Annotated in this window: 23 protein-coding genes; 16 read left to right on the forward strand and 7 right to left on the reverse strand. The window is 72.3% G+C overall.

Annotated elements, in window-relative coordinates:
• The 3 genes from leuD (at position 1) to ACIRFL_RS13345 (ending at position 1865) form a co-directional block, all read left to right on the forward strand.
• Positions 1-594 carry a 3-isopropylmalate dehydratase small subunit gene (gene leuD / locus ACIRFL_RS13335; RefSeq protein WP_404027433.1) on the forward strand — a complete coding sequence of 198 codons (594 nt, stop codon included), beginning with the start codon at positions 1-3 and terminating at the stop codon, positions 592-594.
• Positions 595-858: 264 nt separating this feature from the next.
• Positions 859-1089 carry a hypothetical protein gene (locus tag ACIRFL_RS13340; RefSeq protein ID WP_351735582.1) on the forward strand — a complete coding sequence of 77 codons (231 nt, stop codon included), beginning with the start codon at positions 859-861 and terminating at the stop codon, positions 1087-1089.
• Between the two features lie 137 nt (positions 1090-1226).
• Positions 1227-1865 carry an HU family DNA-binding protein gene (locus ACIRFL_RS13345; RefSeq protein WP_404027435.1) on the forward strand — a complete coding sequence of 213 codons (639 nt, stop codon included), beginning with the start codon at positions 1227-1229 and terminating at the stop codon, positions 1863-1865.
• Positions 1866-1966: 101 nt separating this feature from the next.
• Here ACIRFL_RS13345 and ACIRFL_RS13350 read toward each other — a convergent pair whose 3' ends face one another.
• Complete coding sequence (locus ACIRFL_RS13350) at positions 1967-2179, reverse strand: hypothetical protein (protein WP_404027437.1); 213 nt, start codon at positions 2177-2179, stop codon at positions 1967-1969.
• A 9-nt stretch (positions 2180-2188) separates the two neighbouring features.
• A complete protein-coding gene (cofC, locus tag ACIRFL_RS13355) occupies positions 2189-2827 on the reverse strand; it encodes a 2-phospho-L-lactate guanylyltransferase (RefSeq protein ID WP_404027439.1) in 639 nt (212 codons plus the stop codon).
• A gap of 144 nt (positions 2828-2971) precedes the next feature.
• On the opposite strand from cofC, the gene ACIRFL_RS13360 reads away from it, so the two are divergent.
• From ACIRFL_RS13360 to ACIRFL_RS13370, 3 genes are all read left to right on the forward strand, one after another.
• A complete protein-coding gene (locus ACIRFL_RS13360; RefSeq protein ID WP_404027441.1) occupies positions 2972-3736 on the forward strand; it encodes a lysophospholipid acyltransferase family protein in 765 nt (254 codons plus the stop codon).
• Positions 3733-4743 (forward strand): NAD(P)H-dependent glycerol-3-phosphate dehydrogenase, encoded by a 1011-nt coding sequence (locus ACIRFL_RS13365; RefSeq protein ID WP_404027443.1) that lies wholly within the window; start codon positions 3733-3735, stop codon positions 4741-4743. Before ACIRFL_RS13360 ends, ACIRFL_RS13365 begins: the two co-directional genes overlap by 4 nt.
• 82 nt (positions 4744-4825) lie before the next feature.
• Positions 4826-5983, forward strand: a complete 1158-nt coding sequence (locus tag ACIRFL_RS13370) for a D-alanine--D-alanine ligase family protein (RefSeq protein WP_404027446.1) — start codon at positions 4826-4828, stop codon at positions 5981-5983.
• A 154-nt stretch (positions 5984-6137) separates the two neighbouring features.
• Here ACIRFL_RS13370 and ACIRFL_RS13375 read toward each other — a convergent pair whose 3' ends face one another.
• The gene (locus ACIRFL_RS13375; RefSeq protein ID WP_404027448.1) at positions 6138-6653 is read right to left on the reverse strand and encodes a DUF3515 domain-containing protein; all 516 of its coding nucleotides are present in this window, start codon (positions 6651-6653) and stop codon (positions 6138-6140) included.
• 20 nt (positions 6654-6673) lie between these two features.
• The gene (locus tag ACIRFL_RS13380; protein WP_030952852.1) at positions 6674-6907 is read right to left on the reverse strand and encodes an Lrp/AsnC family transcriptional regulator; all 234 of its coding nucleotides are present in this window, start codon (positions 6905-6907) and stop codon (positions 6674-6676) included.
• 206 nt (positions 6908-7113) lie between these two features.
• Here ACIRFL_RS13380 and ACIRFL_RS13385 point away from each other — a divergent pair, with 206 nt between their 5' ends.
• Positions 7114-8079, forward strand: a complete 966-nt coding sequence (locus ACIRFL_RS13385) for a thiamine-phosphate kinase (RefSeq protein WP_388712496.1) — start codon at positions 7114-7116, stop codon at positions 8077-8079.
• The gene (gene thiD, locus ACIRFL_RS13390; protein WP_404027452.1) at positions 8076-8870 is read left to right on the forward strand and encodes a bifunctional hydroxymethylpyrimidine kinase/phosphomethylpyrimidine kinase; all 795 of its coding nucleotides are present in this window, start codon (positions 8076-8078) and stop codon (positions 8868-8870) included. The genes ACIRFL_RS13385 and thiD overlap by 4 nt, the downstream gene beginning before the upstream one ends.
• A gap of 140 nt (positions 8871-9010) precedes the next feature.
• Here thiD and rpmB read toward each other — a convergent pair whose 3' ends face one another.
• Positions 9011-9196 carry a 50S ribosomal protein L28 gene (gene rpmB / locus ACIRFL_RS13395; protein ID WP_003993230.1) on the reverse strand — a complete coding sequence of 62 codons (186 nt, stop codon included), beginning with the start codon at positions 9194-9196 and terminating at the stop codon, positions 9011-9013.
• Between the two features lie 257 nt (positions 9197-9453).
• Between rpmB and ACIRFL_RS13400 the strand changes: the two genes are divergently transcribed.
• Complete coding sequence (locus ACIRFL_RS13400; RefSeq protein ID WP_404027454.1) at positions 9454-11208, forward strand: DAK2 domain-containing protein; 1755 nt, start codon at positions 9454-9456, stop codon at positions 11206-11208.
• A 28-nt stretch (positions 11209-11236) separates the two neighbouring features.
• Here the strand turns inward: ACIRFL_RS13400 and ACIRFL_RS13405 are convergent, their stop codons facing one another.
• Together ACIRFL_RS13405 and ACIRFL_RS13410 are read right to left on the reverse strand one after the other, a co-directional pair.
• Positions 11237-14164: a tetratricopeptide repeat protein gene (locus tag ACIRFL_RS13405; RefSeq protein WP_404027456.1), complete on the reverse strand. Its 2928-nt coding sequence runs from the start codon at positions 14162-14164 to the stop codon at positions 11237-11239.
• Positions 14161-15990 (reverse strand): HSP90 family protein, encoded by a 1830-nt coding sequence (locus tag ACIRFL_RS13410; RefSeq protein ID WP_404027458.1) that lies wholly within the window; start codon positions 15988-15990, stop codon positions 14161-14163. Before ACIRFL_RS13410 ends, ACIRFL_RS13405 begins: the two co-directional genes overlap by 4 nt.
• 165 nt (positions 15991-16155) lie before the next feature.
• On the opposite strand from ACIRFL_RS13410, the gene recG reads away from it, so the two are divergent.
• The 7 genes from recG to rnc all read left to right on the forward strand — a co-directional run bounded on the left by recG (position 16156) and on the right by rnc (position 22519).
• Entirely contained in the window at positions 16156-18393 is a 2238-nt protein-coding gene (gene recG / locus ACIRFL_RS13415) for an ATP-dependent DNA helicase RecG (protein ID WP_404027461.1), read from the forward strand.
• A gap of 62 nt (positions 18394-18455) precedes the next feature.
• The gene (gene rsmD, locus ACIRFL_RS13420) at positions 18456-19043 is read left to right on the forward strand and encodes a 16S rRNA (guanine(966)-N(2))-methyltransferase RsmD (RefSeq protein ID WP_404027463.1); all 588 of its coding nucleotides are present in this window, start codon (positions 18456-18458) and stop codon (positions 19041-19043) included.
• Between the two features lie 26 nt (positions 19044-19069).
• The gene (gene coaD, locus ACIRFL_RS13425) at positions 19070-19549 is read left to right on the forward strand and encodes a pantetheine-phosphate adenylyltransferase (protein WP_351735754.1); all 480 of its coding nucleotides are present in this window, start codon (positions 19070-19072) and stop codon (positions 19547-19549) included.
• Between the two features lie 57 nt (positions 19550-19606).
• Entirely contained in the window at positions 19607-20722 is a 1116-nt protein-coding gene (locus tag ACIRFL_RS13430; protein WP_404027465.1) for an ATP synthase F0 subunit B, read from the forward strand.
• A 132-nt stretch (positions 20723-20854) separates the two neighbouring features.
• Positions 20855-21508, forward strand: coding sequence for a YceD family protein (locus ACIRFL_RS13435; protein WP_404027467.1), 654 nt, complete (start codon positions 20855-20857; stop codon positions 21506-21508).
• A gap of 2 nt (positions 21509-21510) precedes the next feature.
• Complete coding sequence (gene rpmF, locus ACIRFL_RS13440) at positions 21511-21684, forward strand: 50S ribosomal protein L32 (RefSeq protein WP_003951102.1); 174 nt, start codon at positions 21511-21513, stop codon at positions 21682-21684.
• Positions 21685-21691: 7 nt separating this feature from the next.
• Positions 21692-22519, forward strand: coding sequence for a ribonuclease III (gene rnc, locus ACIRFL_RS13445; protein ID WP_404027468.1), 828 nt, complete (start codon positions 21692-21694; stop codon positions 22517-22519).
• Positions 22520-22594: the final 75 nt, after the last annotated feature.

Here is a 22594-nt window from a genome sequence, read left to right on the forward strand (position 1 = left end):
ATGGAAGCATTCACCACGCACACCGGCCGGGCCGTACCGCTGCGCCGCAGCAACGTCGACACCGACCAGATCATCCCCGCCCACTGGCTGAAGAAGGTGACGCGGGACGGATTCGAGGACGGGCTGTTCGAGGCCTGGCGCAAGGATCCCGAGTTCATCCTCAACCGGCCCGAGCGGCAGGGCGCGACCGTGCTGGTCGCCGGCCCCGACTTCGGCACCGGCTCCTCCCGTGAGCACGCGGTCTGGGCGCTGCAGAACTACGGCTTCAAGGCGGTGATCTCCGCCCGGTTCGCCGACATCTTCCGCGGCAACTCGCTGAAGAACGGCCTGCTCACGGTGGTCCTGGAGCAGAAGATCGTGGACGCGCTGTGGGAGCTGACCGAGAAGGACGTCACTGCTGAGGTCACTGTGGACCTTGAGGCACGTGAGGTGCGTGCCGAGGGCATCACCGCCTCCTTCGAGCTGGACGAGAACTCCCGCTGGCGGCTGCTGAACGGACTGGACGACATCTCCATCACCCTCCAGAACGAGGCCGACATCGCCGCGTACGAGGCGAAGCGGCCCGCCCACAAGCCGCGGACGCTGAAGGTCTGAGCCAACCGGCCCGACAGGTCGAGTTTCGGCCACGCCAACACCCCCTCTGTACCCCCGATCGCCACGATTGGGGGTACAGCCATGTCTGCACCCGAACGGACCCCGACCGCCCCCGTCCGCCTCTCAACTCCCCACGTTACGTGGGTGATCAGCGGGGTAGACGTCCAGCGGGGCGATGGATCGCGCGGGCGTCCGGAGGGGCCTCAGCGGCGGCAGTTGCCCCCTGGGCAGGCGACAACTCGCCCCAGATGGCACAATCTGTGCATGGAACACGACGGCCAACTCCAGCTCTATGCGGCGGTCGCGGACCAACTGAAGGAAGCGCACACAAGGGTGCGCGCACTGCAAGTCCCGGAGGGCGTACGGATGGCGCTGACCCGGAAGCTGCTGGTCATTACGGCCGCGGCCAAGCACGATCTCGCCGACGCGGCAAGGCGGCTCGACCGGTTCACCGCGGACCTCGACGCGGGTCGATTCCCCGAAGAGGAACGCTGAACAAGTCCGAGAGGACCGAGTCCGTTGCGGCACAAGGGTGATTAGCCCGTTTCGTGTTTGATTTGCGGTATATATCTGCCTAACGTGCGAAAAAGCTAGATCACTTTCGTTCTGGCGATGTCTCCGAAGGGGAAGACGTGAACAAGGCGCAGCTCGTAGAAGCGATTGCCGACAAGATGGGTGGCCGCCAGCAGGCCGCCGATGCTGTCGATCATGTCCTGGACGCCATCGTCCGCGCGGTCGTCGCGGGCGAGCGGGTCTCGGTCACCGGCTTCGGGTCCTTCGAGAAGGTGGACCGCCCCGCCCGCTACGCCCGTAACCCCCAGACGGGCGAGCGGGTTCGGGTCAAGAAGACCTCGGTGCCCCGCTTCCGTGCCGGTCAGGGCTTCAAGGACCTGGTGAGCGGCTCGAAGAAGCTCCCGCGTGGCGGCGAGGTCTCGGTCAAGAAGGCACCCAAGGGCAGCCTGACCGGCGGTGCTTCCGCGACGGTCAAGAAGGCCGCCGCCAAGAAGACCGCCGCCAAGAAGGGCGTGGCAGCGACGAAGAAGGCCGCGGCGAAGAAGGCGCCGGCCAAGAAGACCACGCCGGCCGCCAAGAAGACCACGGCGAAGAAGACGACCGCCAAGAAGACGACGGCGGCCGCCAAGAAGACCACGGCGAAGAAGGCCACCGCCAAGAAGGCGACGGCCAAGAAGGCCCCCGCGAAGAAGGCTCCGGCCAAGAAGTCGACGGCTCGCAAGACCACCGCCAAGAAGGCCACCGCCCGCAAGGCGTAAGGGCACCCGGGGCACTCACACGCCGGGCCGGACTCCCTCGGGAGTCCGGCCCGCGGCGCGTCCCGGGGGCTTTTCGGCGTTCCCGGCGCCCAATTCGACGCTCAGAGCGTCTGCAGGGTCACCAGGGTGATCCGCAGCCCTGGGCCGGTGCCGGCCGCCGGTTCCGTCTCGATCCGCACCCGCTGTCCCGGCCGCAGCAGCCGCAGCCCGCCCGCGTCGAACGCCGGCGCGTCGAAGGGCACCGGGGTGCCGTCGTCCAGCAGCACCTGCCCGCTGCGGGTCTCGGGGTCGTACGTGTACGCGGTCGCCTGCATGGCCGCAGCCTACTGCCCGGGGGTCAGCAGGCCCGCGGCCGCCGCCGCGGTGCGCGGGCCCACGCCGAGCGCCAGCGCCGCGCGCAGATCGTCGCCGGTGTCCACGTCCTGCCGTACCGAGTCCACCGCGTCGAGCCGGAGTTCCACCGCACCCGACGCACCGTGCCGGGCGCGGGAATCGCCGCCGAAAGCCGGGCGCAATTCCCGGCCCGGGGTCGCCGCAAGGAGCGTCGTGCCGATTCCGGCGGCATCGGGGAGAAAGGCGCGCGGGAATGCGGCCGCGGCATCGAGCACCCGGGCCAATTCCGGCGGACGCAGGGCCGGCAGATCGGCGTTCAGCGCCGCCACCGGGGCTTTCGGGCGTGCCGACCGGACGACTTCGGCCGCATGCGCCAGGGCGGCGTTCAGACCGTCGCCCGGCTCGTCCGGGACGATGCGGGCGCCCAGCGCCGCGAGCTCCGGGCCGGCCACCGCGTCGTCCGTGACGACCGCCACATCCCGCACCGCCGCACAGGCCAGCGCCGCCGCCACCGTGTCCTGTGCGAACGCCAGGGCCAGTCCCGGACGCAGCCCGTCTGCGGCGGTGTCCGAGAGTCTGCTCTTGGCCAGCGCCAAGGGCTTCAGGGGGATGACCAAGGTCCACTGCACCGACGTACCGTCCCTCTCTCGTCGCGCTCATTGTCACCCGGGTCATCGGGTGGCCCGGGTGGCGGGGCGTACGGTGTTCTCGACAGACCGGCGGCCTGGAGCGACACTTGTCCGGCTCCCCAGGCTCTAGAGGAAGGTGGACGAGTGTCCCGCCGCAGAATCGGCTTCTGGTACCGCTTCGCCGCGGTGATCTGCAAACCGCCGCTGGTGGTTCTGATCAAGCGGGACTGGCGTGGAATGGAGCACATTCCGGCCGAGGGCGGATTTATCACCGCGGTGAACCATAATTCCCACATCGATCCCCTCGGGTACGCGCACTATCAGTACAACACCGGACGGGTGCCGCGATTCCTGGCGAAGAGCGGTCTTTTCAAGAAGGGATTCGTCGGCGCCGCGATGCGCGGCACCGGGCAGATCCCCGTGTACCGGGAGAGCACCGACGCGCTCAGCGCCTTCCGGGCCGCCATCGACGCGGTGGAGCGCGGCGAGTGCGTCGCCTTCTACCCCGAGGGCACCCTCACCCGCGACCCGGACGGCTGGCCCATGACGGGCAAGACCGGTGCCGCGCGCGTGGCCCTGCAGACCAAGTGCCCGGTCGTGCCCGTCGCCCAGTGGGGCTGCAACGAACTGCTTCCGCCGTACGCCAAGAAGCCGAACCTGCTGCCGCGCAAGACGCACCGCGTGCTCGCGGGCCCGCCGGTGGACCTGTCGCGCTTCTACGGCCAGGAGATGACCGCGGACGTCCTCAAGGAGGCCACCGAGGTCATCATGGCCGCCATCACCCGCCAGCTGGAGGAGATCCGCGGCGAGAAGGCGCCCGACACCCCGTACGATCCGCGCCGGGAGCGGATCGAGCAGCGGCGCAGGACGCGGGCGCAGACCGGTCAGGAAGGGGACGGCGGCAAGTGAGCGAGCCTGTCAAGGCGGCGGTCTTCAGCGCCGGTTCATGGGGCACGGCGTTCGGGATGGTGCTGGCCGACGCGGGATGCGAGGTCACCCTGTGGGCCCGGCGCCCGGAGGTCGCGGAGGCGATCAACTCCACCCGGACCAACCCCGACTACTTCCCCGGGGTCGAACTGCCGGCGAACCTGCGGGCCACCGTCGACCCCGCCGAGGCCGCCGCGGGCGCCGACTTCACGGTCCTGTCGGTGCCCTCGCAGACGCTGCGCGACAACCTCGCCGCCTGGGTGCCGCTGCTCGCGCCCGACACGGTCCTCGTCTCCCTCATGAAGGGCGTGGAACTCGGCTCCACGATGCGGATGAGCGAGGTGATCGAGGACGTCGCCAAGGTCGGCCACGACCGGATCGCCGTGGTCACCGGCCCCAACCTGGCCCGTGAGATCGCCGCCCGGATGCCGGCGGCGGCCGTCGTCGCCTGCACCGACGAGGCGGTGGCCCGGCGGCTCCAGGCCCACTGCCACACGCCCTACTTCCGTCCGTACACCAACACGGACGTGGTGGGCTGCGAGCTGGGCGGCGCCGTGAAGAACGTCATCGGCCTGGCCGTGGGCATCGCCGACGGCATGGGGCTCGGCGACAACGCCAAGGGTTCGCTGATCACGCGCGGGCTCGCCGAGACCACCCGGCTCGGCGCGGCCCTGGGCGCCGACCCGCTGACCTTCTCCGGACTCGCGGGCCTCGGCGACCTGGTGGCCACCTGCTCCTCGCCGCTGTCCCGCAACCACACCTTCGGCACCAACCTCGGCAAGGGCATGACCCTGGAGGAGACCATCGCGGTCACCAGCCAGACCGCCGAGGGCGTCAAGTCCTGCGAGTCCGTGCTCGATCTGGCCCGCCGGCACGGCGTCGACATGCCCATCACGGAGACGGTCGTCGGCATCGTGCACGAGGGCAAGCCGCCGGTGGTGGCCCTCAAGGAACTCATGTCGCGCAGCGCCAAACCCGAACGACGCTGAGCGAAGTGGGCCGTATTTGGTCCGTTTGCGTTCGGGGTCGACGCTGTCTCCGACCTCTACCAACGGGTACTCTCAACGCGATATGAGCACCGAGAACCTCCCCCAGAGCCCCGGGCAGCAGCCTCGCAAGCCGCGTGTGGCCGTCGTGTTCGGCGGGCGCAGCTCCGAACACGGGATCTCCATGGTCACCGCGGGCGCCGTACTGCGCGCCATCGACCGCACCCAGTACGACGTGCTGCCGATCGGCATCACGCGGGACGGGCGTTGGGTGCTCACCGCGGACGCCCCCGAACGCATGGCCATCGCCGAACGGCGCACGCCCGACGTCGAGGAACTGGCCGAGTCGAGCGAGGGGGCCGTGGTCCTCCCCGTCGACCCCGGCAACCGCGAGGTCGTCTACAGCGAACCGGGCTCCGTGCCGAAGGCGCTGGGCGAGGTCGACGTGGTCTTCCCGGTGCTGCACGGCCCGTACGGCGAGGACGGCACCCTCCAGGGGCTGCTGGAACTGTCCGGTGTGCCGTACGTGGGCTCGGGCGTGCTCGCCTCGGCCGTCGGCCAGGACAAGGAGTACATGAAGCGGATCCTCACCTCCTTCGGGCTCAAGGTCGGCCCGTACCTGGTGATCCGGCCGCGGGAGTGGGCGCGGGACGAGTCCGCGGCCCGCAAACGGATCGTCGACTTCGCCGGGAAGCACGGCTGGCCGCTGTTCGTGAAGCCCGCGCGCGCGGGGTCGTCGATCGGCATCACCAAGGTCGACGACCTGTCCGGGCTGGACGAGGCGATCGCCGAGGCCCAGGCGCACGACCCGAAGATCCTGGTCGAGGCCGCGCTGCGGGGCCGCGAGATCGAGTGCGGGGTGCTGGAGTTCGAGGACGGGCCGCGGGCCTCCGTACCGGCCGAGATCCCGCCGCCGGAGGCGCACGCGTACTACGACTTCGAGGCCAAGTACATCGACTCCACGCCCGGCATCGTGCCCGCGCCGCTGTCCGAGGAGGAGACCGCCGAGGTGCGGCGGCTGGCCGTGGCGGCCTTCGAGGCGGCCTCCTGCGAGGGACTGGTCCGCGCGGACTTCTTCCTCACCGAGGACGGCGAGTTCGTGATCAACGAGATCAACACGATGCCCGGCTTCACGCCGATCTCGATGTACCCGCAGATGTGGCAGGCGTCCGGGATCAGCTATCCCGAACTGGTGGACCTGCTGGTACGGGCGGCGCTGCGGCGTTCTACGGGCCTCCGCTGAGTGCTCCGCGGTTCAGCCGGTTGACGTCCTCGGGTGTCCGCGGTTGCGTTGTCGGCTGCGGGTACGTCGTGGCTGGTCGCGCCCGCGCGGCGGAGCCGCATATCGACAGAGCCCCGCGCCCCTTCGGGTGCTGCAGGAACGTAGGCGGGATCCATCAGGTCATTGAGGCGATTCCCTCGGGGATCGCCTTCTTCACCGCCGGGGCCAGGGCGACCAGTACCGCTGAACTCGACCGGTCGGCGTCCGCCTTCGGCAGCGTTACCTGTACATATGCCTCGCGGTTTGCCGTGGTGAACCGCATCGATCCGTCGGACTGCTTCTCCATCAGCCAGTCGACGCCGTTCACGCCGCCACTGATCGCGTCGGGGTCGTCGCCCTTCGCGACCCGGGGGTCGACCATCTTCGGCGGCCGGGCGACACCGCAGCGCAGTATGATCGCCGGGCTTCCCCAGCCCGCCGTGAAGGCGGACCGGGGCTCGGGGTCCTTGCGGCTCCGCCCGTCCAGCGTCCGTGGCAGCGCCTTGTCCAGGTTCTGACACAACCCGGCCGTCTTCGCGTCCGGGCTGGGAACCGCGACGGTGGCGTCGTCGTCTGCTGAGGAGCAGCCCGCGACGGAGATCAGCAGGGCCAGCGCGGGCAGACCGAACGGCCGGCGACGGTAGATGTTCACCGGCCAAGGGTAGACGGGGGCTACAGATGGACGACCGGGCAGGTCAGGGTGCGGGTGATGCCGTCCACTTGCTGGACCTTGGCGACCACCATGCGGCCCAGATCGTCCACGGTGTCCGCTTGTGCGCGCACGATGACGTCATAAGGTCCCGTCACGTCCTCGGCCTGGATCACTCCAGGGAGCTTGCTGATCGTCTCGGCGACGGTCGACGCCTTGCCGACCTCCGTCTGGATCAGGATGTACGCCTGTACCACGGAACCTCCAGGGCGGCCACGAGGATCATGTGGGGAAAAGGAACGCCACGGTATCGCGTCGCCGCTCGCCACGGGGAGACCTGCGGAGAGCGGGGACCGCGCGCCGGGGTGCGGGCACGACGGAAGTTGACGGCCGTCTCGACCGTATCGAGGACGACGATGCAGCGCGAGCGGGCGCGGGCAGGCATAGAAGGGGCGAAAGGGAAATGAAGGGCACTGTTGGTGAGCTGGGGGAATTCGGGCTCATCAGGGAGCTCACCTCCCGTCTGACGACCACCCCGGCGGTCCGGGTGGGGCCCGGCGACGACGCCGCGGTGGTCGCCGCGCCCGACCGCCGGGTGGTGGCGAGCACCGACATCCTGCTGGAGGGGCGGCACTTCCGCCGCGACTGGTCGACGGCGTACGACGTGGGGCGCAAGGCCGCCGCGCAGAACCTCGCCGACATCGCGGCCATGGGCGCCGTGCCCACCGCCCTGCTGCTCGGCCTGGTCGTGCCCGCCGAACTCCCGGTCACCTGGCCCAGCGAGCTGATGGACGGGCTGCGCGACGAGTGCCAGGTCGCCGGCGCCTCGGTGGTCGGCGGCGATGTGGTGCGCGGTGACACGATCATGGTGTCGATCACCGCGCTCGGCGATCTGCGCAACCAGGAGCCGGTGACCCGGGCGGGCGCGCAGCCCGGCGACCTCGTCGCGGTCACCGGCTGGCTCGGCTGGTCCGCCGCCGGGTACGCGGTGCTCTCCCGGGGTTTTCGCTCGCCGCGCGCCTTCGTCGAGGCCCATCGGCGCCCCGAGCCGCCCTATCACGCGGGTCCGGCCGCCGCGGGTCTTGGCGCGACCGCGATGTGCGACGTGAGCGACGGTCTGATCGCCGACCTCGGGCACATCGCGGAGGCCAGCAAGGTCCGCATCGACATCCGGTCCGGCGCCATCGACATCCCGTCCCAGATGAACGACATCGGGCAGGCCGTCGGCGTCGACCCGCTCCAGTGGGTGCTGACGGGCGGCGAGGACCATGCGATCGTGGCGACCTTCCCGCCGGACGTGAAGCTGCCGGCCCGCTGGAAGGTGATCGGCGAGGTCCTGAACCCCTCGGCGCTGCCGCAGGTCACGGTCGACGGGGCGCCCTGGACCAGCAAGGGCGGCTGGGACCACTTCGGGGGCATCGAGTCATGAGCCCGCCACCGAGGGTGCTGACGGTCGCCGGCTCCGACTCCGGCGGGGGAGCGGGCATCCAGGCCGACCTGAAGACCATGCTGGCGCTGGGTGCGCACGGCATGAGCGTGATCACCGCGGTCACCGCGCAGAACTCGCTCGGAGTGCAGGGCGCCTGGGAGTTGCCGGTGGCGGCGGTGCGGGCCCAGTACCGCAGCGTCGTGGACGACATCGGCGTCCAGGCGGTGAAGACCGGGATGCTGGGCTCCGCCGAACTCGTGGAGGCGGTCGCCGAGTTGATCGGCGGGACCGATGTGCCCGCGGTCGTCGACCCGGTCAGCGTCTCCAAGCACGGCGATCCGCTGCTGGCCGCCACGGCCCTGGACTCGGTGCTCGGGAGGCTGCTTCCGGTGGCGACGGTGGTCACCCCGAACCTGGACGAGGTCGCCCAACTCACCGGCGTGCGCGTCGCCTCGGAGTCCGGGATGCGCGAGGCCGCCGCGGCCCTGCTGGCGTACGGGCCGGCCTGGGCGCTGATCAAGGGCGGGCATCTGCCCGGGGACGCCGTGGACCTGCTCACGGACGGTACGCGGGAGCACTGGCTGAGATCGCCCCGGCTCGACAACCGGCACACGCACGGCACCGGCTGCACGCTGGCGTCCGCGATCGCCGTGGGGCTGGCGCGGGGCCGGTCCGTGCCAGAGGCGGTGGCCGCGGCCAAGGAGTACGTCACCGGGGCCATCGCGGGCGGGTTCGCACTGGGCGACGGTATCGGTCCCGTGGACCACGGGTGGCGCCTGCGGCAGGGCTGAGGACCCGCGCGGACGCCCGGCGGGCACACGGCGTCACCGGTGAGACACCGCGACGTACGGACACGGCAAAAAGCCGGTCCACCCGGAAGTGGACCGGCTCTATGCGGCGAACCGACGGTGGCCGCGCGCTCAGCAGTGCGTCAGCGCGAGACCTTGCCGGCCTTGATGCACGAGGTGCAGGCGTTCACGCGCTTCGGCGTCCCGCCGACCACGGTACGCACACGCTGGATGTTCGGGTTCCAGCGACGGGACGTACGGCGGTGCGAGTGCGAGATGTTGTTGCCGAAGCCCGGCCCCTTGCCGCAGACGTCGCAGTTGGCAGCCACGGGTCACTCCAAAGACTTCAGATGCACTTACGGTTGATCCCGGCATGCCGGGATCGAGATCCTTGGATCCGAGATCTTGAGTGGCGTTGCCAGGGGAATGGCCCGATCGGGATCGGGCAACCGGAGCAGCATACAACGTCTGCGCCGGTACCACGAAACTACCATGGCAGCTCAGGGCCCGTGCGCGGCCCTGCTCGGGTCCGCGGGGGTCCTGGGTCTACGCTGCGTCCACGTCCGGCCGGCTCAGGGAGGCGCAGGTGGCCCAGGTGCCGCAGACATTCTTCGATGCTCTCGCGGTGCGCAGCTGGTGCGGTCATGCGCTCCGGGCGCTGGGCCGGGCCCGGGAGGAGATCGACGCGATCAACGTCTACCCGGTGGCGGACGGCGACACGGGGACGAACCTGTACCTGACGCTGGAGTCGGCCGCCGCCGCGGTCGAGGCGGTGTTCTCCGGGTACGAGGCGGGCGCCGGACAGGACGCCGCGCCGTCGCCGGCCGAGGCCCTGCACGCCATGGCGCACGGCGCCCTGATCGGGGCCCGCGGCAACTCCGGGACGATCCTCGCGCAGCTGCTGCGCGGCATGGCGCAGGTGCTCACCGCCGGCGCCGGCCAGGACGGGACGGGCGGCCCGGGTGCAACGGCCCACATCGACGGGCCCGAGCTGCGGCTCGCCCTGCGGCACGCCGCCGACTCCGCCCGCCGGGCCGTGGCCCATCCGGTCGAGGGCACCGTGCTCTCGGTCGCCTCGGCGGCGGCGGAAGCGGCCGGGGACGTCGAGGGCGGCTGCGGGGCGGTGGCGCGGGCCGCCTACGCGGGGGCAGTCACGGCCCTGGCGGCGACCCCGGGGCAGCTGGCCGTCCTGGAGCGGGCCGGGGTGGTCGACGCGGGCGGCCGGGGACTGGTGGCGGTGCTCGCCGCCCTGGTCGAGACGTTCACCGGCGAGGCACCGGGCGCAGCGGTTCCGGTACGCGGGGCGTACGCGCGCGTGGCGCCCGGCACGGACATGGAGCGGCCCGCCGCACCCGCGTCCGGGCCCGGGGCGGCCGGTGCCGAGGACGCCGGGTGCCGGGGCGGGGCGGAGCCGGGCGGCCCCGGCTACGAGGTGATCTATCTGCTGGAGGCCGACGACGCCGCCGTGGACCGGCTGCGGGACCGGCTCGACGGTCTCGGGGACTCCCTCGTCGTGGTCGGCGGCGACGGGCTGTGGAACGTCCATGTGCACGTCGACGACGCGGGTGCCGCGGTGGAGGCGGGCATCGAGGCCGGGCGGCCGTACCGGATCCGGATCACCCACTTCGGCCGTGGCGACGTCCACACCCGCGGCGGCGTACTGCCGCCCCGGGAGCGGGCGCAGCGGGCCGTCGTCGCGGTCGTGCCCGGTGAGGGACTGGCCGGGCTGTACACCGAGGCCGGGGCCACCACCGTGCTGGCCCGTCCCGGCGAGCCGCCGGCGAGCGGCGAACTGGTCGAGGCGGTACGGCGGGCCCACGCGCGCGAGGTCGTGCTGCTGCCGAACGACGCCGAACTGCGGCACACCGCCGCCGCCGCGGCCGAGGAGGCCCGCGCCGAGGGCGTCCGGGTCGCCCTCATCCCGACGCGCTCAGCGGTCCAGGGGATCGCCGCGCTCGCCGTGCACGAGCCGGAGCGCCGCTTCGACGAGGACGTCGTCCAGATGACCTCCGCCGCGGGCGCCACCCGCTACGCCGAGGTCACGGTCGCCGAACGGCAGTCCTGGACCATGGCCGGCATCTGCCAGGCCGGCGACGTCCTCGGCCTCATCGAGGGCGACGTCGCGGTGATCGGCTCGGACGTCACCGCCACCGCGGAGGCCGTCCTGGACCGCATGCTTCAGGCCGGCGGGGAACTGGTCACCATCGTCCTCGGCGACGACGCGCCCCCCGAGGCCGCCGACCGGCTGGAGGCACGCGTGCGCGAGTCGTACCTCGCCGTCGACACGGTCGTCTACCGAGGAGGGCGGCAGGGAGCACTGCTCCTGGTCGGCGTGGAGTGACCGGGAGTGACGTCGAGTGCCCCGGACGTCAGTCCTCCTCCTGCCGGGTCGCGAGGTCCAGCATCTGGGCCGCCTCCGCCCGCCGCTCCCGTACCGTCCGGTCCGCCTCGTCGGCCCCCGCGTACGCCTCCAGCACCGTACGCGCGCGTAGGGCCGCCGCGGTCGGCCGGCCCAGGTCGGCCTCCAGCCAGCCCGCGGCCAGCTCGGCTCCGGTGCGTTCGTGCAGGGCCTCGCCGGCCTGCACCGCGAACACCTCGATCGCCAGGGTGATCTGGGACAGCGCGTCCTCGAACGCGGCCCGGATCGCGTCGTCGTCGGCCTCCTCGGCCACCGAGCGGGCCAGCAGATCGCCGAACTGCCGGTGCGTGTGCGCGAGTTCGAACGTCAGCCGGTGCCGGGCCGGCCCGTCGCCGGCCGCCTCCCGTGCCGCCGCGCACTCCCGGACCGCCTCGGTCATCAGCTCCCGCGCCCCGTCGGCCCCGGCCGCGTCGCCCAGCGCCAGCCACGCCCGGGCGCGCAGCGAGCGCACCAGGCCGTGGACGTCGCCGAGCGAGCGCCACAGGCCGCCCGCCCGCGCATAGGCCCGTTCCGCCTCGGCGGGCAGCCCGGCCTGCCCCAGGGACTCGGCGGCGAGATGGGCGAGCGTGGCGTGATCGTGCTGCTCGGGCCAGTGCCGGGCGATCTCGGCGGCCTGCAGCCGGCGTTCGGCGGCGGCCCGGTGCTCGCCCAGCTCGCTCAGGCAGTCCCCGAGCCACCACTGCGTCTGCACGATCGCGCCCTCGCCGTGCGTCTCGGCCCTCAGGTCGGGCAGCGCCGACTCCAGCACCTCGGCGGCCTCCGCGAACCGCCCCTGCCGCAGCAGGAAGCCGCCCAGCTGGTGCCGGGCCCAGGAGCCCAGCGTGCCGCTCTGCGCGGCCTCGTCGGCCCAGTGCGCCGCCTCCAGCGCATGCTCCGCCGCCTCCCGCAGCTCGCCCCGGCCGCCGACGACCTCGGCGAGCTGGAGGTGCAGCTGGGCCCGGCCGACGGCCTCCACGTACGGCCCGCCGTGCTCCAGGGCCGCCCGCAGCGCACGCTCCGCCTCCGCCATGTCGTCGCGCCGGTGGGCGAGGGCGGCCAGCCGTGCCTCGTACTCCACCGCGAACCACGGCAGTCCCGCGTCCACGTACCGGTCCACGGCCTGCCGGAACAGGCCGGCCGCCGCGTCGACGTCCCCGGAGTGCTCGGCGAGCTGCGCGAGCATCGCCCGCCCCTCGGCGAGGCGGGAGATCAGCCGTACGTCGCCCTCCGTGCGGCCGTCGACCAGGGCCAGCAGCTCCCGTACGGCCCGCTCGGCCGCCGGGGCGGCGTCCGGCGCCCCGTCATGGTCCTCGTACAGCCGCCGCATCAGGATCCGCGCCCGGCTCATCAGCACCGCCGCCGTCTGGCGCAGGCCGGTGGCGTCCTCGGCGTACAGCGCGAGCACGTCGTCGTAGGGACCGGCGACCGTCGCGAGCCCTTCGGCGATGCGGCCCGACAGGGCGCGTACGTACGCCGCACGCGCGCGTGCCGCCAGTGCCTCCCCGGCGTCGCCCGCCTCCGCGTACAGCTCGGCGGCCCGTTCGAACAGCTCGACGCCGTCGGGACCGCGGTCCATCGCCGCGTGGTCGGCGATCTCCGCGCGGGTGCGCGCGTCCAGCTCGGCGCCCTCGGCGGCTCGGGCGAACGCCGCCCACGCCTCGACGGCGTGCGGCCGCAGCGTGTCCGTCAGCCGCCGTGCCTCGGCGAGCAGGGCGGGCAGGTCGGGCTCGGCCGCCGGGGCTGCCGGGGCGGCGGCGGGCGCGGGCGGTGCGGGGCTGCGCACGACGGCCGTGCGCACCCCCAGCGGCAGCCGTTCCACGAGCGGGCGCTGCGCCATCCGCGTGCGCGTGCGCTCGCCGACGTACGAAGTGCCGTTGCGCCGGTCGAACCGCGCGGCCAGCTCCAGGGCCTTCGCGCGCGCGTGGGCGGCGAGTTCCCCCGCGCTCCACGCCCGTCCTTCCGGGCCGGGCACCCGCTGCCCGCCGAGCCCCAGCTCGGTCATGCGGTCCATCAGCAGGGTCACCACGGCGAGGAAGTCCAGCCGGCTGCGTGGCTGCCCGGTGTCCGTGAAGTACGCAGGACGCTCGGCGAGCAGTTCCAGGCCGCGCGCCTCGTTGCCGGTCAGCGCGCAGAACTCCACATGGTCCGCGTACGCGCCGCGCATGCTCTCCATGGGCCGCACCAGCCGGAAGCCGCGCAGGTGGTGGGCGCGGGCCTGCTCCGCGCGGCCGAGGCGCAGCAGCGGCGCCAGAGAGGACGCGAGGACGGTGTGCGGCTCGTGGGCGCAGGTGTACTCGCCCGCCAGGACCGGCCGCCACAGCTCGATCGCCTCGGCGTCCCGGCCGCGCCGCACCTGCCAGCCGCCCTGCCCGTGCAGTTCGCACGCGTGGCAGTCGGCCATGTCGTCCCGGTCGGCGGCCAGCCATGCCGCGTACGCCCGCTCGGCGCGGTCCAGCTCGCCGATGTGCGCGGCGACGCTGAACTCGGCCGCGTGCACGGCCCGTTCGGAGTACCCGGCCAGCCGGTAGCGGTGCGCCATCTCGGCCAGCCATCTCTCGACGGAGGCGAGCGGGATGTGCGGCTGGTCCAGCATGCCGGCCGACATCCACTTGAAGACCCAGTGCAGGGAGTGGGTCTCGTACGCGTCGAAGTCCTCCGGGCGCTCGTCCCACATGCGCAGCAGCCGCGCGAACGGGACGAACATCTTGTCCTTCTCGGAGCTGTAGTTGTAGACCTTCAGCTGGTGTCCGAGCGCTTCGATGACGGCGAGCGGGATGTCCAGCCGCTCCGCGTCGGCGAGCAGTTGTTCCGCGCGCGCGTTGCGCGCCGGGCCCTCCGGCCGCTCGCTGTTCTCGGCCATCGCCCGGCGCAGCGCGTCGAAGTCCGTGATGCCGCTCATCGGCGACCGTCCTCCCCGTGTGTGGCCCACTCCAGCAGGCCGATGAACGCGCGGTTGAGCAGTGCCGAGTCGGCGGGCCGCAGCGGGCGCTGCGCCATCAGCAGGGCCTGCCCGTACAGGGACTCGGTGGCCGTGCCGATCAGCTCGGCGTCCCGCAGCGCGCCGATCCTGCGGATCAGCGGGCTGAGGTGGTTGAGCACGAGCCGCGCGCGCGGGGCGCTGCCGCGCAGCGAGCCGAGGATGGCCGCCCACAGGTCGTCGGCCTGCCCCTCGGCCTCGGCGCGGGCCTGCTCGTGCCGGGCCGCCCGGTCGTCCAGGTGCAGCGCGGGCACGGACAGCGGGTGGAAGGCGCGCAGGACCACGTCGCAGCCCAGCGGGTCGAGCTTCGCCCGGGCGGCGGCCAGGAACCCGGACAGGGCCAGTTCCTCGGCCGGGTCCACCGCGTCCAGGTGGGCGGTCACGGTGTCCGCGTCCAGTTCGGCGACCACCGTGCCCGGGCGCACCGACGGCAGGGCCGCGACCAGTTCGCTGTCGTACGTGTAGCCGCCGTTGACCACGCCGATGCCCTGCGCGGACGCGATCGGCGCGACCTGCCGGTACTCCTCGACCGTGCGTGTGAAGTGCACCACCGGGTGGCGCCGCGCGAACTCCTCGAGGGACAGCTGCCCGTCGGTCGTCTCGAAGGGCAGCCATGGCAGCATCGTGCGCAGCATCTGCGTGTCGTGCCGCGCCAGGGACTTCACGCCGAGGTGGTGCACCGACAGGAAGCCGGCGAGCCGCTCCGGGTCGTTCGCCGCCAGCGCGGTCAGCCAGGAGCGGATCCGCTCGCCGAGCGCGTCCCGCACGGCGGCCAGGGTCTCGTCCTCGTAGAGCGATTCCCGCGAGGCGGTGGGCCGCAGACTGTCCGTGTCCAGCACGCAGCGCACGAAGAACGCCCAGTCGGGCAGCAGCTGTTCGGCGTGCTCGGTGAGCAGCATCCCCTTCAGGTGCACCCGGTGCGTCGCCCGCTGTGCGGGGCTGACCGCCGCCGGCAGCACGTACGCCACCCCGCGGACGCCGGCCAGCGGCACGTCCAGGTCGATCGAGTCGAGCGGGGTGAAGCCGAACAGGTCGTGGCAGTGCCGGGCCAGCGCCACCCGGCGGGCCGCGGGGGTGGGGTGGGGGCGGTCCCAGGGCGCCGGCAGGTCGGTGACCGGCTCGTCGCCGACCCGCACGTCGTACGGCAGCAGGGAACCGAAGTCCCGTGCCAGCGCGCGGACCCGCTCGGGCGCGAGCCAGGCGCCGGCCCCGGCCCGCGCCACCAGGTGGACGGTGGTGCCCGCCTCGGGCCGCTCGGCGTCCGGCAGGGTCCGCACCGTGTACGAACCGTCGTCGCGCGCGGTCCACTCCACGGGCGGGGCGCCGGGCGTGCGGGCGCTGCGGCTGACCACCCGGATGCGTTCGGCGACCAGGAAGCAGGCGAGCAGCCCGATGCCGAACTGGCCGAGGAAGTCCGAGCGGGCCTCCTGAAGGCCGTCCGCCCGCTTGGAGCTGCGGCCGATCGTCGCCAGCAGGGCGTGCACGTCCGGCTCGGTGAGCCCGACGCCGGTGTCCTCCACCCGCAGCGTGCGGCCGTCGGCGTGCAGCCGCACCCGGGCCGGGGCGCCGGGCTGTTCGGCCCGCCGGGCGGTGATGGCGTCCACCGCGTTCTGCAGCAGCTCGCGCAGATAGACCTTCGGGCTGGAGTACAGGTGATGGGAGAGCAGGTCCACCAGTCCACGCAGGTCGACCTGGAACGTATGAGGTGATGGGGGTAACTGGGACTGCTGTGAGGTCTGGGAGTCCATCGTCGCAGCGCCGGTGGGGGGACTTCGCGACGGCGCGGGGTCGGGCGGTCCGGTGAGGCGGTGACCGCGGGCATGGTCCTGAGCGCGTCATCCTAGAGCCCGAACAGCCCGTCTGACCAGGGGTTTCCCTCGACGTATACGGCATTGTCGGTGGTGTGGTGTGCAATGGATCTCGTGCCCGCACTGGAAGAACCACTGAACCAACCGCTGAGGTCAGTGCTCGGCCCCGCCACCGCGAAGGTGATGGCCGAGCACCTCGGCCTGCGCACCGTCGGCGACCTGCTGCACCACTACCCCCGCAGATACGAGGAGCGCGGGCAGCTCACCCACCTCGCCGACCTCCCGATGGACGAGCACGTCACGGTGGTCGCCCAGGTCGCCGACGCCCGGCTGCACACCTTCGCCTCCGCCAGGGCCCCCCGCGGCAAGGGCCAGCGGCTGGAGGTGACGATCACGGACGGCAGCGGGCGGCTCCAACTGGTCTTCTTCGGCAACGGCGTGCACAAGCCGCACAAGGAACTCCTGCCGGGCACCCGCGCGATGTTCTCGGGCAAGGTCTCCGTCTTCAACCGGCGGCTCCAACTCGCCCATCCGGCGTACGAACTGCTGCGCGGCGCCGACGACGAGGCCGCGGAGACCGCGGAGAGCTGGGCCGGCGCCCTGATCCCGATCTACCCGGCCACCGCCAAGCTGGAGTCCTGGAAGATCGGCAAGGCGATGCAGACGGTGCTGCCCGGCGCCCGCGACGCCGCGGACCCGCTGCCCGAGTCCCTGCGCGAGGGCCGCGGCCTGGTCTGCCTGCCCGAGGCCCTGCTCAAGATCCACCGCCCGCACACCAAGGCGGACATCGCCGACGCCCGCGCCCGCCTCAAGTGGGACGAGGCGTTCGTCCTCCAGGTGGCCCTCGCCCGCCGCCGGCACGCCGACGCCCAGCTTCCCGCCGTGCCGCGCAGACCCGCCCCCGACGGCCTGCTGGCCGCCTTCGACGACCGGCTGCCCTTCACGCTCACCGACGGCCAGCGCAAGGTCTCCCAGGAGATCTTCGACGACCTGGCCACCGACCACCCGATGCACCGGCTGCTCCAGGGCGAGGTGGGCAGCGGGAAGACCATGGTCGCGCTGCGCGCCATGCTCGCCGTGGTGGACGCGGGCGGCCAGGCCGCCATGCTCGCGCCGACCGAGGTGCTGGCCCAGCAGCACCACCGCTCGATCGTGGAGATGATGGGCGAGCTGGCCGAGGGCGGGATGCTGGGCGGCGCCGAACAGGCCACCAAGGTGGTGCTGCTCACCGGTTCCATGGGCGCCGCGGCCCGCAGGCAGGCACTGCTCGACCTGGTCACCGGGGAGGCCGGGATCGTGATCGGCACGCATGCGCTGATCGAGGACAAGGTGCAGTTCCACGACCTCGGCCTGGTCGTCGTGGACGAGCAGCACCGCTTCGGCGTGGAGCAGCGCGACGCCCTGCGCGGCAAGGGGAGGCAGCCCCCGCATCTGCTGGTCATGACGGCGACGCCGATCCCGCGGACCGTCGCCATGACCGTCTTCGGCGACCTGGAGACCTCCGTCCTCGACCAACTGCCCGCCGGGCGTTCGCCGATCGCGAGCCATGTCGTGCCGGCCGCCGACAAGCCCCACTTCCTCGCGCGTGCCTGGGAGCGGGTGCGCGAGGAGGTCGCGGGCGGGCACCAGGCGTACGTCGTCTGCCCGCGCATCGGCGACGACGGCGAGGAGGGCGACGATCCGAAGAAGAGCGGCGCCGGGAAGTCACCGGAGGACGAGGCCGAGAAGCGGCCCCCGCTGGCCGTCGTGGACGTGGCGGCCCAGCTCTCGGCCGGCCCCCTGCGCGACCTGACGGTCGAGGTCCTGCACGGCCGGATGCAGCCCGACGACAAGGACGCGGTCATGCGGCGCTTCACGGCCGGCGAGACCGACGTCCTGGTGGCCACGACCGTCATCGAGGTCGGCGTCAACGTGCCGAACGCCACCGCCATGGTGATCATGGACGCGGACCGCTTCGGCGTCTCCCAACTGCACCAGCTGCGCGGCCGTGTCGGCCGTGGCTCGGCACCCGGGCTGTGCCTGCTGGTCACCGAGATGCCCGAGGCGAGCGCGGCCCGCCAGCGGCTGAACGCGGTCGCCGCCACCCTCGACGGCTTCGAACTGTCCCGCATCGACCTGGAACAGCGCCGGGAGGGCGACGTCCTCGGCCAGGCCCAGTCCGGCGCCCGCTCCAGCCTGCGGGTCCTCGCCGTCATCGAGGACGAGGAGATCATCGCCGAGGCCCGCGAGGAGGCGGCCGCGGTGGTCGCCGCCGACCCCGAACTGGAGCGGCTGCCCGGGCTGCGGACGGCCCTTGACGCCCTGCTGGACGAGGAGCGGGAGCAGTATCTCGACAAGGGCTGAGACACTGGGAGCGCCACCACCCGAGCGCACCCCGTGCCCCAGCACCCCGACAAGGACCCGAGATGACCCGCGTGATCGCCGGCCGGGCCGGCGGACGCCGTCTGGCCGTTCCGCCGGGCAACGGAACCCGCCCCACCTCCGACCGGGCGCGTGAAGGGCTCTTCTCCACCTGGCAGTCCCTGCTGGGCGGCCCCCTGGACGGCGAGCGGGTCCTCGACCTCTACGCGGGCTCGGGCGCCGTCGGCCTGGAGGCGCTGTCCCGCGGGGCCGGCCACACGCTGCTCGTGGAGGCCGATGCCCGGGCCGCCCGCACGGTCCGTGAGAACGTGCGCGCCCTGGGCCTGCCGGGCGCCGAGGTCAGGGCGGGCCGCGCGGAGCAGGTCGTGCGCGCGCCGGCGCCGGCCGAGCCGTACGACATCGTCTTCCTCGATCCCCCGTACGCCGTATCCGACGACGATCTTCGGGAGATCCTGCTCACACTCCGCACGGAGGGCTGGCTCGCCAGGCAAGCCCTCGTCACCGTGGAGCGCAGCACCAGAGGCGGGGATTTCCACTGGCCGGACGGCTTCGAAGCGCTCCGGGCCCGTCGCTACGGCGAGGGAACGTTTTGGTACGGTCGCGCCGCCTCTACGTGCGAAGACGCACGATGACCGGATCGGAGAGCGAGGGATCACAAGTGCGCCGCGCCGTCTGTCCCGGGTCGTTCGACCCCATCACCAACGGACATCTCGACATCATCTCCCGCGCCTCCCGTCTGTACGACGAGGTCTATGTCGCGGTCATGATCAACAAGTCCAAGAAGGGCCTGTTCGAGATCGACGAGCGGATCGACCTGATCCGCCAGGTCACCGCCGAGTACGGCAACGTCCGGGTCGAGTCCTTCCACGGCCTGCTGGTCGACTTCTGCAAGGAGCGCGACATCCCCGCCATCGTCAAGGGCCTGCGCGCCGTCAGCGACTTCGACTACGAGCTGCAGATGGCGCAGATGAACAACGGCCTGTCCGGCGTCGAAACCCTCTTCGTGCCCACCAACCCCACCTACAGCTTCCTCTCCTCCTCCCTCGTCAAGGAGGTCGCGACATGGGGCGGCGACGTCTCGCACCTGGTGCCCCCGGTGGTCCTCGACGCCCTCAACAAGCGCCTCCGCAAGGACTGATGGGGCTACAGTCGTCCCGTCCGTCTCCAACACAGCTGTAGAGAGTGGCGAGCACAGGTGGACGTGCAGAAGAAGCTCGACGAGATCGTGGCCGCGGTCTCCAGCGCCCGGGCCATGCCCATGTCGGCGTCGTGCGTGGTCAACCGCGCCGACCTGCTCGCGATGCTCGAAGAGGTGCGCCAGGCCCTGCCCGGCTCCCTCGCCCAGGCCCAGGAGCTGATCGGCGGCCGTGAGCAGATGGTCGAGCAGGCCCGCCAGGAGGCCGAGCAGATCATCCAGAGCGCGCACGCCGAGCGCGGCTCGCTGGTCGCCGGCACCGAGATCGCCCGCCGCTCCCAGTCCGAGGCGGACCGGATCCTCGCCGAGGCCCGCAAGGAGGCCGAGGAGATCCGGGCCGAGGCCGACGACTACGTGGACTCCAAGCTCGCCAACTTCGAGGTCGTCCTCACCAAGACCCTCGGCTCCGTCGGCCGTGGCCGCGAGAAGCTGCTGGGCACCGGCCCCGGCCTGGACGAGGCCGGCTACGAGGACGAGGACGCCCCCGAGCGCAGCCACGACCCGGAGACCCTGCGGCGCACCGCCGACGAGTACGTGGACGTCAAGCTGGGCGCCTTCGAAGCGGTGCTGGCCAAGACCCTGGAGGCCGTCGGCCGCGGCCGCCAGAAGCTGCACGGCCGCATCGCCACCGACGACCTCGGCGCCCTCGCCGACGACACGACGACCTACCAGCACTCCAGCGACGCCGACTACCTCGCCGACCTCGCCGCCCTGGCCGACGCCCCGGCCGGGATGCCGGCACAGCAGCAGCCCGCGCCGCCCCGGCCCGCCCAGCAGCCCGCCGCGGGATACGAGCCCCAGCCCGCCTACGGCTACCAGCAGCAGCCCGACCCGTACGCCGGCTTCCCGCACCAGCAGGGCCAGCAGGGCTACGCGCAGCAGGACCCGTACGGCTACCAGCAGAGCGACCAGTACGCCGCCCCCGGCTACGCCCCGGCCGCGGACGCCGCCTTCCAGGGCTACGACGCCCAGCAGGCCGGCTACGACCCGGCACAGGACGCCCAGGGCCGGCCGCCGGCCCAGCAGGGCTACGCCCTCGACGAGACCAGCCTCTTCGACACCAGCATGATCAGCGCCGAGCAGTTGCGCGCCTACGAGCAGGGCCGGGGCCTGTAGCCGGCCACGGATTGGGCCGTGAGCGAAAGGTCCAGTATCCTGGCTCTTCGGTCGCACCCACATCCGCGATCAGCGCTGCCCCGGAACACCGCCGGGCGGCGTCCCTCTGAGTTCAGAAGACCGAAAGCAGGAATGGCCGCCAACACCCGCCTCGACCACCGCAACCCGTTCGTGTTCGACACACACGAGCTGGGGCGGCGTCCGGGCGCGCTCCAGCGGCTGACCCGCATGGTCGACGCCCCCCGGGACTTCGGTCTGCAGGGGGTCGTCGGGGTACCGGAAGGCGCCCCGGTGGAACTCGAACTCCGACTTGAGTCGGTCATGGAAGGGGTGCTCGTCACGGGTACCGCCCGTGCCAACGCCCAGGGGGAGTGCGTAAGGTGTCTGGAGCCGGTCGAGCTGCGGCTCGAAGCGGACTTCCAGGAGATGTTCTCGTACCCTGACGCCGACGACCGGGGCCGCGTGATCGCGGAACCGGGCGACGACGCCGAGGACGACGAGAGCAGGCTCTTCGTCGAGGACGGACTCATCGACCTCGAACCCGTGCTGCGCGATGCGGTGGTGCTCGCACTGCCGATGCAGCCGGTGTGCCGGGACGACTGTCCGGGTCTGTGCTCCGAGTGTGGAGCGCGGCTCGCGGACGAACCGGACCACCACCATGCCGCCGTCGACATCCGGTGGGCGGCTTTGCAGGGACTCGCCGACACCATGACGGACGGCGAGAAGGACGAGATGGGCGGCGACGTGCTTCGATCAGCACGCGCCGACGAGAAGCAGGAGAAGTAGCCGTGGCTGTTCCGAAGCGGAAGATGTCGCGCAGCAACACGCGCCACCGCCGGTCGCAGTGGAAGGCTGCGGTCCCCACCCTGGTTGCGTGCGAGCGCTGCCACGAGCCCAAGCAGCAGCACATCGCGTGCCCGTCGTGCGGCACCTACAACAAGCGCCAGGTTCTAGAGGTCTGAGCGGCTGGTGAGAGGCACTGTGTCCACGCCGAAGAAAAACTCTTCCCGCGCGAGCGGAAGCGGACCAGCGGACAACACGGCCTCGTCCCACACGCTTCTGGAAGGGCGGCTCGGCTACAAGGTCGAGTCCGCCCTTCTGGTGCGAGCACTGACCCACCGTTCCTACGCGTACGAGAACGGCGGTCTGCCGACGAACGAGCGGCTGGAGTTCCTGGGGGACTCCGTCCTCGGCCTCGTCGTCACGGACACGCTGTACCGCATCCACCCCGACCTGCCCGAGGGCCAGCTGGCCAAGCTGCGGGCCGCGGTGGTGAACTCGCGTGCGCTCGCGGAGGTGGGCCGCGGTCTCGAACTGGGCTCCTTCATCCGGCTCGGCCGCGGTGAAGAGGGCACGGGCGGCCGGGACAAGGCATCCATCCTCGCCGACACCCTCGAAGCGGTGATCGGCGCGGTCTATCTCGACCAGGGCCTCGACGCGGCGTCCGAGCTGGTGCACCGGCTCTTCGACCCGCTGATCGAGAAGTCCTCGAACCTCGGAGCCGGCCTGGACTGGAAGACCAGCCTCCAGGAACTGACCGCGATGGAAGGGCTCGGCGTGCCCGAGTACCTGGTCACGGAGACCGGACCCGATCACGAGAAGACCTTCACTGCTGCCGCCCGCGTCGGAGGCGTCTCGTACGGCACCGGCACCGGCCGCAGCAAGAAGGAGGCGGAACAGCAGGCCGCCGAGTCCGCCTGGCGGTCCATCCGGGCCGCGGCGGACGAGCGCGCCAAGACGGGGCAGGGCGCCGCGGAGGCCGGCGACGACCCCGACGCGACGGCCGCGCCCGCCTGACCACCAGCACATCCGAACCGCCCGCCCCCCGACGGGGGGCGGGCGCTCGGCTTCCCACACGGTCCGTCACGGGGG

Source organism: Streptomyces sp. NPDC102462 (genome assembly GCF_044765425.1).
In the GTDB taxonomy this organism is placed as follows: Bacteria; Actinomycetota; Actinomycetes; order Streptomycetales; family Streptomycetaceae; genus Streptomyces.